The following is a 14,112-nucleotide window of genomic DNA, read 5'->3' on the forward strand; positions in this document are numbered from 1 at the left end:
CTCAGCCCACGACCCGCTTCGGCGCCGTCTTGTAGTGGGTCGCGTACAGGGTCGCGCCGACGAAGGTCAGGCCGCCGACCAGGTTGCCCAGCACGGTGGGGATCTCGTTCCAGATCAGGTAGTCCATCAGCGTGAACTTGCCGCCCAGCAGCAGGCCGGTGGGAAACAGGAACATGTTGACGATCGAATGCTCGAAGCCCATGTAGAAGAAGACCATCACCGGCATCCACATGCCGATGGCCTTGCCGGACACCGTGGTCGACATCATGGCGGCGACCACCCCGGTCGACACCATCCAGTTGCACATCACGCCGCGGATGAACAAGGTCAGCATGCCGGCGGCGCCGTGCGCGGCATAGCCCAGGGTGCGGCCTTCGCCGATGTGGCCGAGCTTCTCGCCGACCGCATTGGGCGCCTCGCTGAAGCCGAAGGTGAAGATGATCGCCATGAAGACCGCGACCGTCAGCGCGCCGGCGAAGTTGCCGACGAACACCAGCCCCCAGTTGCGCAGGCAGCCGCGCCAGGTGGCGCCGGGGCGCTTGTCGAGCACGGCCAGCGGCACCAGCGTGAAGACGCCGGTCAGCAGGTCGAAGCCCATCAGGTACAGCATGATGAAGCCGACCGGGAACAGCATCGCGCCGACCAGCGCGTTGCCGGTGTTGACGGACACGGTCACGGCGAAGGCGGCCGCCAGCGCCAGGATGGCGCCGGCCATGTAGGCGCGGATCAGCGTGTCGCGGGTCGACATCAGCAGCTTGGATTCGCCGGCATCGACCATCTTGGTCACGAACTCGGCAGGGGCTAGGTAGGCCATGGGGATTCCTTGGAAAGTGGAAAAGTCGTGAAGCTGCGAGGCGGCGGGGATCAGGCGAGCGCGACCAGCACGCGGCCTTCCTGCACGCGCACCGCATGGGCACGCACCGAGTGCTCGGGCGCCTCGATGCATTCGCCGCTCTGCAGGTCGAAGTGGTTCTTGTAGAGCGGCGAGGCGACGACGATGCGTTCGCCGATGCTGCCCACCAGCCCGCGCGAGAGCACGCTGGCGCCCGCCTTCGGGTCGACGTTGTCGATGGCATAGAGCGCCTGTTGCCGGCCGACCCGGAAGATCGCGACATGCACGCCCTCGACGAGGGCGCACACGCCGGTATCGGGCAAGATGTCGCCGTCGGCGCAGACGGCGGTCCAGTGGCGTGATTCGTTGGTGGTCATCTCGAAGTCCTCGGGTGTTCAGGCGGTGGCGGCATCGGCATCGGCACGTTCCTCGCTGCGAGCCGGCCGGATCTGGCCGCGCTCCTGCACGAAGACGATGTGCTCGTCCGGCTTCTCGCTGTTGACGAAGGAGCGGAAGCGCGCGCGCGTGACCGGGTCGTTCACCGCCGTCTTCCACTCGCACTGGTAGGTGTCGACCACGTGCTGCATCTGGGCTTCGAGCTCGGCGCCGAGGCCCAGCGTGTCCTCGATCAGCACGCCCTTCAGGTAGTCGAGGCCGCCCTCCAGGTTGTCGCGCCAGGTGCTGGTGCGCTGCAGGCGGTCGGCGGTGCGGACGTAGAACATCAGGAAGCGATCGATCAGCCGGACCAGCTCTTCCTTGCCCAGGTCGGAAGCGATCAGTTCGGCATGGCGCGGCTTCATGCCGCCGTTGCCGCAGACGTAGAGGTTCCAGCCGCGCTCGGTGGCGATGATGCCGACGTCCTTGCCCTGCGCCTCGGCGCATTCGCGGGTACAGCCCGAGACGCCGAACTTGATCTTGTGCGGTGCCCGCAGGCCCTTGTAGCGGTTCTCCAGCTCGACCGCCAGGCCCACGCTGTCGGCCACGCCGAAGCGGCACCAGGTCGAGCCGACGCAGCTCTTCACGGTGCGCAGCGACTTGCCGTAGGCATGGCCCGATTCGAAGCCGGCCGCGATCAGTTCCTCCCAGATCGGCGGCAGCTGCTCGACCCGGGCGCCGAACAGGTCGACCCGCTGCCCGCCGGTGATCTTGGTGTAGAGGCCGTACTTCTTCGCCACCTGGCCGACGGCGATCAGCCCTTCGGGCGTGACCTCGCCGCCGGGCATGCGCGGCACCACCGAGTAGCTGCCGTCCTTCTGGATGTTGCCGAGGAAGTAGTCGTTGCTGTCCTGCAGAGGGGCCAGGTCCTTCTTGAGCACGAACTCGTTCCAGCACGACGCGAAGATGCTGGCGGCGGTGGGCTTGCAGACCGCGCAGCCCAGGCCCTTGCCATGCCTGGCCAGCAGGTCCTCGAAGCTGCGGATCTCGCCGACGCGGATCAGGTGATAGAGCTCCTGGCGCGAATAGGCGAAGTGCTCGCACAGGTGGTTGTCGACCGCCAGGCCGCGCTTGGCCATCTCGGCCTTCATCACCTGCGTGACCAGCGGCACGCAGCCGCCGCAGGTGGCGCCGGCCTTGGTGCAGGCCTTGAGTTCGGCGGTGGTGCAGGCGCCTTCGCTGACGGCCGCGCAGATCTGTCCCTTGGTGACGCTGTTGCACGAGCAGATCTGGGCGCTGTCGGGCAGCGAATCCACGCCCAGGCCAGGCTTGGCCTTGCCGTCGCTCGAAGGCAGGATCAGGAATTCCGGGTCGGCCGGGAGCGTGATGCCGTTCAGCGCCATCTGCAGCAAGGTGCCGTACTCGGTGGCATCGCCGACCAGCACCGCGCCCAGCAGCTGCTTGCCGTCTTCGCTGACCACGATCTTCTTGTAGATCTGCTTGTGCTCGTTGACGTACTGGTAGGCACGCGACCTGGGCGTCTTGCCGTGGGCGTCGCCGATGCTGGCGACGTCGACGCCCATCAGCTTGAGCTTGGTGCTCATGTCGGCGCCGGTGAAGGCGGCGTCGTCCTGGCCGGCGATGTGCCGGGCGGCCACGCGGGCCATGTCGTACCCCGGCGCGACCAGGCCGAAGGTCTGCTCGTTCCACGCGGCGCATTCGCCGATCGCGTAGACATTGCGGTCGCTGGTGCGGCAGTGGCTGTCGATCGCCACGCCGCCGCGCGGGCCGACCGCCAGCAGGCACTGGCGCGCGAGTTCGTCGCGCGGCCGGATGCCGGCCGAGAACACGATCATGTCGGTCTCCAGGTGGGTGCCGTCGGCGAACACCATGCGGTGGCGCGCGCTCGCGCCGTCGGTGATCTCGACCGTGTTGCGCCCGGTGTGCACGTGCAGTCCCAGGCCCTCGATGCTGCTGCGCAGCGCGCGTCCGCCGCCCTCGTCGACCTGGACCGCCATCAGCCGCGGCGAGAATTCGACGACATGGGTCTCGAGGCCCATGTCGCGCAGCGCCTTGGCGCATTCGAGGCCCAGCAGGCCGCCGCCCACGACCACGCCGGTCTTCGAGCGGGCGCCGCTGGCCTTCATGGCCTCGAGGTCCTCGATGGTGCGGTAGACGAAGCAGTGGGGGCGGTCGCGGCCCGGCACCGCCGGCACGAAGGGCGCCGAGCCGGTGGCCAGCACCAGCTTGTCGTAGTGCACCACTTCGCCGTCGGCCGTGGTGAGGGTGTTGTTGCGCCGCTCGATGGCCACGGCCCTGGCCGCCAGCTTCAGGCTGAAACCGGTGCGCTCGAAGAAGCCCGGCTCGACCAGGGACAGGTCCTCGGCGGTCTTGCCGGCGAAGAACTCGGACAGGTGCACCCGGTCGTAGGCCGGCCGAGGCTCCTCGCAGAGCACGGTGACCTGCGCCTGCGAGAGCCCGAGTTCGTGGAGTTGCTCGAGAAACTTGTGGCCCACCATGCCGTGGCCAATCACTGCGATTTTCATGTCGGATCCTGCACGCAACCGCCCGTGACGGGGTGCAGGCCACCATGACTGGCTGTAGCTCAGCCGGTGGCAGCGGGCCCCCGCGTGGAACGGATGCGACTTGGGTTGGAACAGGCGAACCGGCGGCGTCGTTGCTTTCGGTTCACTCGGATCCCTCGCCATCGTTAGCGGAGGCACTGCAAAAATCCGCGACAACGGTGTCGGCGGAACAGCGAAGGGATTCAAGCAACAACCGTGCCTGCGGGGTTTGCCCTCGCGGGTCGTGCTTCTGCGGGGAAAGCGCGCGTGATCGGCCCTGGAAGCCGGGCACCGTGCGCCGATGTGGCGCAGCGCTCGCCTGTTTGGTGCGGAGGAGGTCGGTGGCGCGGGCTCCTGTACACTGACTGCCCATGTCGTGCCAATTCATCCCTGCCGCATCGAGCGCCGCCCTCATGGGCCGCATGATGTCGCCTGCCTTCACTCGGGCGAATGGGGCATTGGGTTCACGAATGATTACCACCATTACCACCGCGGCCACCTGAGCACGCGCAGGTGGCCGTTTCGGCAGCCACCTGGTGTTCTCGCTCTCCCCCGAACGAATCCGACCCAGCTCTGGCAGCTGGGTTTTCTGTTTGTTCGTCCGTCCGGAGATCTTCATGTACCGCGATCCAGTCCAGTCCTTCGAGTGTGAGTCCCGCAGCCGCCTTCCCGCGGCGACCCGTCCCCTGCGCGTCGGCATGATCGGCATCGGCACCGTGGGTTCGGGCACCTTCCGGGTGCTGGCGCGCAACCAGGCCGAGATCGCCGGGCGGGCGGGGCGAGGGATCGAGGTGGTGATCGTCGCGGCCCGCGACCTCGTGCGGGCCGCGGCCATCGTCGACGGCAAGGCCGCATTGACGGCCGACCCGCTGGAGGTCGCGACCCATCCCGATGTGGACGTCGTGGTGGAAGTGGCCGGCGGGACCGGGCCGGCGCGCGACTGGGTGCTGGCGGCCATCGCCCACGGCAAGCACGTGGTCACGGCCAACAAGGCGCTGCTCGCGGTGCATGGCGGCGAGATCTTCGCCGCCGCTCGGCAGCGCGGCGTCAGCGTGGCCTATGAAGCGGCCGTGGCCGTGAGCATCCCGATCATCAAGGCCCTGCGCGAGGGCCTGACGGCGAATCGGATCGAATGGGTGGCGGGCATCATCAACGGCACCACCAATTTCATCCTCGGCAAGATGCGTGACGAGGGCATCGACTTCGGCAGCGCGCTCGCGCAGGCGCAGGCGCTGGGCTATGCCGAGGCTGATCCGAGCTTCGACATCGAGGGTGTCGACGCCGCCCACAAGCTCACGCTGCTGGCCGCCAATGCCTTCGGCATGCCGCTGCGTTTCGCGGATGCGCAGGTCGAGGGCATCGCTGCCCTGCAGGCGCAGGACGTGGCCGGCGCGGAGCAACTGGGCTATCGGGTGAAGCTGCTGGGGATCGCGCGACGCCGGGCGGATGGCGTGGAGCTGCGCGTGCAGCCGGCGCTGGTGCCTGCTGCGCACCTGATGGCGCAGGTCGATGGGTCGATGAACGCAATCATGGTCAAGGCCGATGCGGCGGGACTCACGATGTACTACGGCGCGGGCGCCGGATCGGAGCAGACCGCATCGGCCGTGATCGCCGACCTGGTCGACGTGGCGCGGCTGGACGGCACCCATGCGGCGCAGCGCGTGCCGCACCTGGGTTTTCATGCCCATGCGATGACGGCGCTGCCGGTGCTGCCGCGCGCAGCCGTGTGCAGCGCGCACTACCTGCGGGTGCCGCTGCAGGCCGCATCGCAGGTCGAGGCGGTGGGGGCCGTGCTGGCGGCGCAGGGCGTGCCCGTGCGACGGGTGCTGCTGGCCAGCGCACGGGCAGGCCATGGCCCGCAGGCGCTGGTGTTGACGGATGCGGTGGCGCAGGGCGCGGTGGACCTGGCTGTGCGTGCGCTGCAGGGCCATCCGTCGGTGGCCGGCGCGATCGTCGGGCTGCGGGTGGAGGAACTGGGCCGCTGATTCAGCGCTTGCGCGGCGATGGAGGTAGTGCAGATCAAAGAGCAAACCGGACCTTGGGAGGGCGCGCTGGCTCACCTGAGCGAATGGGACGGTGGCTGGCGCTGACGTCCCCAACGCTGCAGCCGCCGGTGCGTCGGTCGAGGCGTTCATGGCAGTGCTCAAGCGACGTCATGCAGGCCATCGCGAGAAGAGGAGCAGTCCTACGCCGACGTGCCGCGCCAGGTCGCATTGTTCGTTTGATCTCGCGGCGACTCTTCTTCCTGGACACCATCTCAAGGGAATCCTTCGAACGGACCTGGGGTTCAACATGAAGCAACGGCAACCTTCTCCATGGATCGCAGTTTGGGCGGCGCTCTTGTTCGCCGGGTGTGCGTCGCCGCCGCAGCGTTGGGGCGAATGGATCGATCCCGCGCTGGGGCCGGGATCGGGCTTTCTGAGGGATGGCAAGGTTCTTGTCGCGTGCGACTCGTTCGACCTCGCGTCCCGGGCGCAGTGCCAGGACAACCTCCGGCGAGCACTGGAGGCCAGAGGCGTGCGTGCGGTTGGGGCCCCCTTGGAAACGACGGCGCTCAACCCTCGCGACTGGGAAGGGCAGTTGGCCGCCAGCGCCAATGCGGCGGGCGCAAAGGCCGTTTTCGTCTTGAGCCTGACGCCTGCCACGACGTCGATGGGCTCGGGCATCTCCGTCGGGGTGGGTGGCTTCAGCTTCGGGCGCGGCGGTGGCGGGGGAATCGGTCTGAGTGCCCCGATCGGCGGATGGGGGGCTACCGGATTTTCAGCGACGGGGCGCGTTACCGATGTCCGCAATGGGCGGATGGTGTGGACCTCGACCTTCGCTGCGTCGCCGTCGTCCGATTTCGGCGCCCAGTTTCAAGAACTGACCCGCACCGTGCTGGACGCTGCGCAAGGCGCGGGTCTGCTTTAGGACGGTTGGCTCGACGAGCCAGGCGTCAGGACGCCGGCGCGCGGCGCGACAAGAAGTCTCCATGGGGAGAAAGGGTGGAGAAATCCATGATCTCCAATTCGATCGGTCCTTCAGGTCGGCGACTGCGCTTGTTCCAGTGCGACGCTTTCAATTGCGCCGAAGTTCGATTCGCAGGCGTCGAGCAGGCTCTTCGGCCCGTCGCGCGCGCCGAACACATCGCGCAGGGCGTCCTCAGAAGTCTCCGCCAAGACACGCGGGCCTTCGCCTGCGCAGCGATGGCGGCAGCAGATGTCGCGGCGCGCGCCGGCGTAAGCTGCTCGCCGCGACGGGCAGATCGGACCGAGGGCCAGCACGACGTGATACATCGAGTCCTCGACCTCCGGTTCACCTTCCCGGACGGCAAGAATCCCTCTTGGAAATAGCGCTGACGCGCTAGCGCTATCCGCGCGCTTCGAGTGTTGAAGAGCCGTCGATCGTGGTCGAGCGGTGGGCGTTCAGCGCCTCGAAGATCGGGGAATCGCTGAACCGGAACAGGTCGAGGCAGGTTGCGGACGTGTCGCATTGCGCGCTGAAGGGCGCCCACGAAGGCACGACGAACATGTCTCCGCGCTTCACCGACCATTCGCGCTCACCGACCTTGACGGTGCCGCTGCCCTCGAACACCTGGAACACCGAAGAGCCGACTTCCTGCCGCTTCACCGTGCTGGCGCCGCACTTGATGCGGTGCATTTCCGTCCGGATGGTTGGCAGCACATCGCGGCCGGTGCTCGGATTGGTGAAGCGCACCGCCGCATGGCCGGGGCTCATGGTGCCGGCGTGGCCCTCGGCCTCGAGCGCGAGCTGATCGGCGAGCGCCCGATCGGTGTCCACCCAACGGTAGGCCAGGAGCGGCGTGGCGCTTGGCGACTCGGGCTGCGACAGGGGCCGCAGTCCGGGATGGCCCCAGAGGCGCTCGGAGCGCGACCGATCGGGCGTTCCCATCTCGGAACTCGCGACCCGCTCGCGTCCGAACTCGAAGAACTGGGACTCGGTGAGGTAGGAGAACGGGATGTCGAGGCCGTCGATCCACGCCATCGGCGCGGTGGCTGCGTTGTGATGCGAATGCCAGTTCCACCCGGCCTGCGGCAGGAAGTCGCCACGGGACATCCGCACGGGGTCGCCGTTGACCACGGTCCAGACGCCTTCGCCTTCGACGACGAACCGGAACGCATGCTGCGTATGGCGATGTTCGGGCGCGTTCTCGCCCGGCATCAGGTACTGGATGGCGGCCCACAAGGTAGGCGTCGCGAAGGGGCGGCCACCCAGCCCGGGATTGGCCAGCGCGATCGCACGCCGCTCGCCGCCGCGGCCCACGGGCACGATGCGCCCGGCTTCGCCGGCGAGCTCCAGCAGCCGGTCCCAGCGCCAGAGGTGCGGCATCGCCTTGCTGCGCGGGTGCTTCGGCATCAGGTCGCCGATCTCGGTCCAGAGCGGCACGAGCAGCTCGGCCTCGAAGCCGCGATAGAGTGCTTCCAGCGCCGGATTCGGGTCAGGCTGACCCGGACCGGCGACAGCCTTGAGGCGAACGGGAGACGGGGCGGTGTCGTCGGTCATGGGAACTCCGGACTTTATTCGGCCGGACCGATGTTGAGCACGATCTCTCCGACGCCGGCGACGCTGCCGTCGATGCGGTCGCCAGGCTGCAAGGGGCCCACGCCTTCGGGCGTTCCGGTGAAGATCAGGTCGCCCGGCTGCAGGTGGTAGAACTTCGACAGGTCCTCGATGAGTTCCGGGATGTTCCAGATCAGCTTGTCGAGGTCGGAGGTCTGGCGTGGCTGGCCGTTGACGCTCAGCGTCAGGGCGCCGGTCTCGAGCACCTTGCCCGGCATCGGCACGATCTCGGACACCACGGACGATTGCTCCACGTCCTTGCCGAGGTCCCATGGCCGGCCCTTGTCGCGCGCGACGAGTTGCAGGTCGCGGCGCGTCATGTCGAGGCCGCAGGCATAGCCGTAGATGAGCTTGGAAGCGTCTTCACGTTTGACGCGGAAGCCCGGCGTCCCGATGGCCACCACCAGTTCCATCTCATGGTGATAGTTCTTCGTCTCGGGCGGGTAGGCCACGGTCGCGCCGGACTCCACCAGCGTCGACGGGCTCTTCGTGAAATAGAACGGGACTTCGACCGACTTGTCGACCGGGCGTCCCATCTCGACCGCATGCGCGTGATAGTTGCGGCCGACGAAGAAGAGTCGGTTGACGGGCAGGCGCTCGGCCTTGCCGCGCACTGGCAGCGAGGCGACGGCGGGAGGCGTCCAGAGATAGGTCGTGGTCATGAGTTTTCCAAAAGAAGAGGGTGAAGCTACAGCTTGGCGAGCGCTGCCTGGAGGTCGGCGAGTTGCCCCGGATCGACAGGGGTGCGGCGCTCGATCAGGCGCCGCGCAAACCGCAGGTCGCGCGCTGAATTGGGGCCCAATGCCGCCATCACGTGGTCGCCATCGAGAAAGAACATCACGAAGGCATTCGAGTCCGGGTCGCCTCGGACGACCACCTGGTGCTGCAGCGCGGGCATGCCGTAGATCTGCAGATTGACGTCGAACTGGTCGGACCAGAACCACGGCAGCGGCTGGTGCGTGACATCGGTCCCGAGTGCGGAGCGCGCGGCTGCAATGCCCTGCTCCTGCGCGTTCTGCCAGGACTCCAGCCGAATGCGCCGGCCGGCCCATTCGCTGTGCCAGACGGCAACGTCGCCGGCGGCGAGGATGTCGGGGTTCGACGACCGGCACTGCGTATCGACGCAGACGCCGCCGTCGCACGCCAGCCCGGCTTCGCGCGCGAGTTCGTCGTTGGCAATCAGGCCCACGCCGACGAGCACGGTGTCGCAGCCGATCTCGCGCCCGTCGCTCAGGGTTGCGCTCAATCCGTTCGCCGACACTGCCAGTCGCTCGACGCCGGCACCGAGCTCGATCCGGACGCCATGGGAGGTGTGCAGGCGCTGCAGGTAGCTGGAAATCCCGGGGGGAACGGTCCGTTCGCAGAGCCGGCTCATGGCCTCCACGACCGTGACTTCCATGCCCTTCTTGCGCGCCGTGGCCGCCACCTCGAGGCCGATCCATCCGCCGCCGATGACGAGCAGGCGACGGCCGGCCACCAACTCGGCACCGAGCGACGCCGCATCCTGGAGGTTTCGCAGCGTGTGAACGCCTGGCAGGTCGGCGCCCGGAATGGTCAGTCGGCGGGCACGCCCACCCGTGCAAAGAATCAGCTTGTCGTAGCCGACGGACTCGCCGTTGGCGAGTCGCACCTGCTTGGCCGTCGGGTCGATGGCCGCCGCCGTCGCGTTCGGTCGCCAGTCGACCCCCAGGGCATCGAAGGCCTCCGGCTTCTGCAGGTAGGCCGTGTCGGCGTGGGCATCACCCGAAAGAATCGCCTTCGACAGCGGCGGACGCTCGTACGGCCGATGGGGTTCGTCGCCGATTAGCACGACCCGGCCCTTGTAGCCCTCGGCGCGCAAGGTCTGCGCGGCCCAGCCGCCGGCCTGGCCGCCGCCCACGATGACGATCGTCTCGGTGCTCATGGCGGCGAATCAGGCGAGCGACAGGAACACGCGGCCCGCCTCGATCTTCACCGGATAGGAGCGGATCGCTTCGGTCAGGGGTGCGCACATGGGGGCGCCGTTCCGGACGTCGAATCGTCCCTGGTGCAGGGGGCACTCGATCTCGTGGCCCTCCAGGAAGCCCTCGCACAAGCGCGCGTGGCCATGCGTGCAGATGTTGTCGGTCGCGTAGATCTCGCCTTCGACGTTGTAGAGCGCGATGTCGCGGCCATCGACCTTGACGCCGATCACGTCGTCCGTGGGCACCTCGTCCAGAGGCGCAGCGTCGGTCCATTGGGAATCGCTCATGACTGTCCTCAAAGCGGGTAGATGATCGAGTTGGGGATCATCTCGCTGTCGTAGATGACCTGCCGGGATGCGAACTTCAGTCCTTGTTCGGTGCGAACGACCGTGTCGATGTAGCGGCCGACGCTGAAGACCGACGACAGTTCGGACAGCTTGGTGCGGAAGACCGCGTAGTTGGCTTCGCATTCGAAGCGGTCCACCTCGGCCTTCAGGATGACTGGTGCACCTACCACGTGACGCTGGTAGTAGGGATCATGGAACAGCGTCTCGCGGATGCCGTAGACGCGGTCCTTCAGCATGCCCTTGCTCTCGAACGAGAGGGTGGCGAGCGGAAAGCCGCGTTCGAAGTTCTCGCGCGGCTGCAGCCGGTAGCTGCATTCCTCGGTGAAGAATTCGGGCCAGAGTTCCCACTGGCCGGAGCTCACGGCGCTGGCGTAGCTGGCGTAGAGCTGGTTCAGGTCGAAGTAGTCCTGGAAGTTCATCTCAAGCCTCCATGACCTTGCGCCAGTATTCGTACATGCCGCGGATCAGCGTCTCCGTCACCATGTGGTCGGTGTCGCCGACCTCGCGGCCGCCGAGTTCCGCCAGTGTTCGATGGAAGGGCTTCTGCTCGAAGCCTTTCTGCGAAAGCTCGATGACTTCGCCATCGTCGGCCGACACGAAGCCGGCCGGGCCGAACAGGTTGGCCTGGCGCAGCCGGCGCTGCGTCATTTCTGCGTCGTCGTCCTCGAAGCCGAAATGCGTCCAGACGAAGTCGAAGGCGCCCGGGCCGCTGGGCTGGATATGCCGCGTGGAGACGCTGTTGACCTGCTGCTGGAAGATCACGCTCGGGAACAGCGTCATCATCACCGCCGTCGGACCACCCCACCACGGCTCCGGCACGATGTCGAGAAAGCGGGGGTCGTTGAGCGCCATGCTCTCCTTGAAGCTCGACACCTGCGTGACCTGGTCGGCCTTGCCGCTCGCGCCCCGGGTCGAGATCATCGCCGCGTGGCGGTGATGGCGGTCCATGCGAAGTTCGGACTTGTTGTCCGCGCGCCAGAGGCCGAAGGTCACGAACCAGGTGTGGAGCAGGCCCGGGTGGTAGGGGTCCTTGATGTTCTCCTGCATCAGCTTCCAGTTGCCCGGGATGCGCTGCCGGTTGTAGCCGAGGATGGTCAGCTTGCGGCCGTTGAACAGGCGATCGAAGTAGCCGAGGATCTGTGGTCCCATGAAGTCTTCGAGCGATTCGACCTCCGGATCGAAGGAGGCGAACACCACGCCGCCGCGCGTTGCGACCTTCAGCTTGTTGAGGCCGTGGTCGGCGGGCTTGAAGTCGGCAGGCATCCCGCCGTTGACCTTGCCATCCTGCTTGACGCCGCGGCGGAAGGGAACGCCCTGCAGATCCCCGGTGAGCGAGTAGTTCCACTGGTGGTAGGGGCAGGTGAAGCCCGAAGCCTTGCGATTGCCGTGGCGCTCACGGCAGAACTGCATGCCCCGGTGCGCGCACACGTTCTCGACCACGCTGATGGCGTCCTCGGCGTCGCGGACCATGATGACCGAGCGCTCGCCGACCACGGTGCGCTTGAAATCCCCGATCTCCGGGATTTCAGCCTCCAGGCCGACGTAGCACCAATGGCCCTTGTAGAAGAGGCGCTCGAGCTCTCGCTTGTGCTGGTCGGCCTCGGTGTAGGCCATGAAGGGGATCCGGCTGGTTCCCTTGTCTTCCCAGTGGATCTTCTGGGGAAACACTGCTGTCGCGTTGTCATCCATGTTTGTCTCCTGTGAGGCCGTGCGGGACGGCCTGCGTATCGCGGGTAGGGCAATCATCCGCAGTTCGTCACCATCGTTCAATAGAATATCGGCAATAGTTCATATTGATTTTGAGAATGGAGGGCCGGCTTGGAACTCAAGGACATCGACCTGAACCTGCTGGTCGTCTTCCAGCAGCTGCTCATCGACCGACGGGTGTCGAAGGTGGCCGAGAGCCTTGGCCTGTCGCAACCCGGGGTGAGCAACGCCCTGGCCCGGTTGCGGAAGCTGACCGGGGACCCGCTGTTTCTCCGGACGCCCAAGGGCATGGAACCCACCCCCTTCGCCGAGCAGCTCGCTGAGCCCACGGAACGGGCGCTGTCGGTCATCCACCTGGCGATCAACCAACGCGCGACCTTCGATCCCGAGACCTCCACGCGGGCCTTCAGGATCGGGATGACGGACATTGGCGAGATCTACTTCCTGCCCAAGCTGATGAAGGAGCTCAAGCGCCTCGCACCCCACGTGTCGCTGAGCACGGTGCGCAGCGCCACGGTCAACCTGCAGGACGAGATGGAGGCGGGCCATGTCAGCCTGGCGATGGGCCTGCTGCCGCAACTCAAGGCCGGCTATTTCCAGCGCCGGTTGTTCAAGCAGGAGTACGTGTGCATGTTTCGGCGCGGCCACCCGTTGGACAAGCGGTCGATCTCGCTCGCGGCATTTTCGGCCGCCGAGCATGTCGTCGTGATCTCGGAAGGCACCGGCCATGGAAATGCGGACGAATTCATGACCCGCAGGAAGGTGGCTCGAAGAGTGGTGCTCACCGTCCCGCACTACGTCGCGGTCGGACACATCCTGCACGACTCCGACCTGGTGGCGACCGTGCCCGAGCGGCTCGCGCAAGCGCTGGCGGAACCCTTCGCCTTGTCTTACGTCGGCCATCCGGCCAAGCTGCCGGAAATCGCGATCAACCTGTTCTGGCACGAGCGCTACAACAAGGATCCCGCCATCGCCTGGCTGCGCTCGCTGATCATCCGCCTGCACGGGGAAGGCGCGGCCGATTGAGGGGGCCGGGTCCGTTCAGACGGCCCATGGCCCGCGGCAGCTGCACGGAACTGGTGCGCCGATGGCGCGCGGGGCGTCCACGTACGTGCCAGTGCGTGGGCGCACGGATGGGCGAAGCCCGGCCTGCGGCCTAGCATCGGATTGGCTCCGGTGCACAGACGGCCGGCCACCGGCCTGGGGCACGCATGAGCCTGCCTCATCGATCAACCACCGAGGAGAAGTCATGAAGTCGAACCTCGAGCTCTCGTCGGCACGCGCCGACCACGTGGCGCGCTTTCTCACGGCGAAGGGCGTGCCTCCGAGTTACATTGCGGCCCAGGGCTTCGGCGACGCCCATCCGGCCGCGAGCAACGACACGGCACAGGGCCGGGCGAAGAACCGGCGCGTCGAGATCGTCATCTTGGCTGCCAACCGACCGTAGCGGCCACCCCTTGGGAGTCAACATGTCCAGTCATCGTTTCAAGGCCGCTGCCGCCCTCCTGCTGGGCAGCATTGCCGGCTGCGCCAACTACCAGCCACCGCCGATCTTCGCGGGTTTCATGTCGCCGCAGGTCTCGCGCACCAGCTGCATCGATGCGGTCTCGCGCGACCGCAAGGTGCCCAAGGAGGACGTGAAGCCGCTCTACGACTCGCAGACCATGCAGGAGGGCGTCTACGTCGTCACGCTGAGCATCGGCGCCGGCCAGCGCAACATCAACTGCACGGTGAACGAGAACGGCGTCGTGTCCGACGTGATCAACGCGCGCTGAACGCCGGCG

At 67.0% G+C, this 14,112-nt stretch carries 16 protein-coding genes; 5 read left to right on the forward strand and 11 right to left on the reverse strand.

Features of this window, described 5'->3' with window-relative positions:
- Position 1: 1 nt before the first annotated feature.
- The 4 genes from QZH52_RS14630 to QZH52_RS14645 all read right to left on the reverse strand — a co-directional run bounded on the left by QZH52_RS14630 (position 2) and on the right by QZH52_RS14645 (position 4,390).
- The gene (locus QZH52_RS14630) at positions 2-814 is read right to left on the reverse strand and encodes a formate/nitrite transporter family protein (protein ID WP_286531049.1); all 813 of its coding nucleotides are present in this window, start codon (positions 812-814) and stop codon (positions 2-4) included.
- Between the two features lie 50 nt (positions 815-864).
- Entirely contained in the window at positions 865-1,209 is a 345-nt protein-coding gene (nirD, locus tag QZH52_RS14635) for a nitrite reductase small subunit NirD (protein ID WP_286520365.1), read from the reverse strand.
- An 18-nt stretch (positions 1,210-1,227) separates the two neighbouring features.
- Complete coding sequence (gene nirB, locus QZH52_RS14640) at positions 1,228-3,753, reverse strand: nitrite reductase large subunit NirB (protein ID WP_301810249.1); 2,526 nt, start codon at positions 3,751-3,753, stop codon at positions 1,228-1,230.
- Between the two features lie 142 nt (positions 3,754-3,895).
- A complete protein-coding gene (locus tag QZH52_RS14645) occupies positions 3,896-4,390 on the reverse strand; it encodes a hypothetical protein (protein WP_301810252.1) in 495 nt (164 codons plus the stop codon).
- Between QZH52_RS14645 and QZH52_RS14650 the strand changes: the two genes are divergently transcribed.
- A complete protein-coding gene (locus QZH52_RS14650) occupies positions 4,389-5,756 on the forward strand; it encodes a homoserine dehydrogenase (protein WP_301810254.1) in 1,368 nt (455 codons plus the stop codon). The two genes, QZH52_RS14645 and QZH52_RS14650, sit on opposite strands and share 2 nt — an antisense overlap.
- 307 nt (positions 5,757-6,063) lie before the next feature.
- Positions 6,064-6,681: a hypothetical protein gene (locus tag QZH52_RS14655; protein ID WP_301810256.1), complete on the forward strand. Its 618-nt coding sequence runs from the start codon at positions 6,064-6,066 to the stop codon at positions 6,679-6,681.
- 110 nt (positions 6,682-6,791) lie between these two features.
- On the opposite strand, the gene QZH52_RS14660 is transcribed toward QZH52_RS14655, so the two are convergent.
- The 7 genes from QZH52_RS14660 to QZH52_RS14690 form a co-directional block, all read right to left on the reverse strand.
- The gene (locus QZH52_RS14660) at positions 6,792-7,046 is read right to left on the reverse strand and encodes a hypothetical protein (RefSeq protein WP_301810258.1); all 255 of its coding nucleotides are present in this window, start codon (positions 7,044-7,046) and stop codon (positions 6,792-6,794) included.
- A gap of 73 nt (positions 7,047-7,119) precedes the next feature.
- Entirely contained in the window at positions 7,120-8,274 is a 1,155-nt protein-coding gene (locus tag QZH52_RS14665; RefSeq protein WP_301810260.1) for a cupin domain-containing protein, read from the reverse strand.
- Positions 8,275-8,288: 14 nt separating this feature from the next.
- Positions 8,289-8,993, reverse strand: a complete 705-nt coding sequence (locus QZH52_RS14670; RefSeq protein ID WP_301810263.1) for a fumarylacetoacetate hydrolase family protein — start codon at positions 8,991-8,993, stop codon at positions 8,289-8,291.
- Positions 8,994-9,019: 26 nt separating this feature from the next.
- On the reverse strand, positions 9,020-10,234 hold the full coding sequence (locus QZH52_RS14675) for an NAD(P)/FAD-dependent oxidoreductase (RefSeq protein WP_301810265.1): 1,215 nt from the start codon (positions 10,232-10,234) through the stop codon (positions 9,020-9,022).
- Between the two features lie 9 nt (positions 10,235-10,243).
- Complete coding sequence (locus QZH52_RS14680; protein ID WP_301810267.1) at positions 10,244-10,561, reverse strand: non-heme iron oxygenase ferredoxin subunit; 318 nt, start codon at positions 10,559-10,561, stop codon at positions 10,244-10,246.
- Positions 10,562-10,569: 8 nt separating this feature from the next.
- Positions 10,570-11,040, reverse strand: coding sequence for an aromatic-ring-hydroxylating dioxygenase subunit beta (locus QZH52_RS14685; RefSeq protein ID WP_301810269.1), 471 nt, complete (start codon positions 11,038-11,040; stop codon positions 10,570-10,572).
- Position 11,041: 1 nt separating this feature from the next.
- Positions 11,042-12,310, reverse strand: coding sequence for an aromatic ring-hydroxylating dioxygenase subunit alpha (locus tag QZH52_RS14690; RefSeq protein WP_301810272.1), 1,269 nt, complete (start codon positions 12,308-12,310; stop codon positions 11,042-11,044).
- Between the two features lie 129 nt (positions 12,311-12,439).
- On the opposite strand from QZH52_RS14690, the gene QZH52_RS14695 reads away from it, so the two are divergent.
- The 3 genes from QZH52_RS14695 (at position 12,440) to QZH52_RS14705 (ending at position 14,103) form a co-directional block, all read left to right on the forward strand.
- Complete coding sequence (locus tag QZH52_RS14695) at positions 12,440-13,354, forward strand: LysR family transcriptional regulator (RefSeq protein ID WP_301810274.1); 915 nt, start codon at positions 12,440-12,442, stop codon at positions 13,352-13,354.
- Between the two features lie 223 nt (positions 13,355-13,577).
- Positions 13,578-13,775, forward strand: coding sequence for an OmpA/MotB family protein (locus QZH52_RS14700; RefSeq protein ID WP_301810277.1), 198 nt, complete (start codon positions 13,578-13,580; stop codon positions 13,773-13,775).
- A gap of 22 nt (positions 13,776-13,797) precedes the next feature.
- A complete protein-coding gene (locus QZH52_RS14705; protein WP_301810280.1) occupies positions 13,798-14,103 on the forward strand; it encodes a hypothetical protein in 306 nt (101 codons plus the stop codon).
- Positions 14,104-14,112 lie beyond the last annotated feature (9 nt).

The sequence above is a fragment of the Variovorax ginsengisoli genome, from assembly GCF_030486595.1.
Classification (GTDB): Bacteria; Pseudomonadota; Gammaproteobacteria; order Burkholderiales; family Burkholderiaceae_C; genus Variovorax; species Variovorax ginsengisoli_B.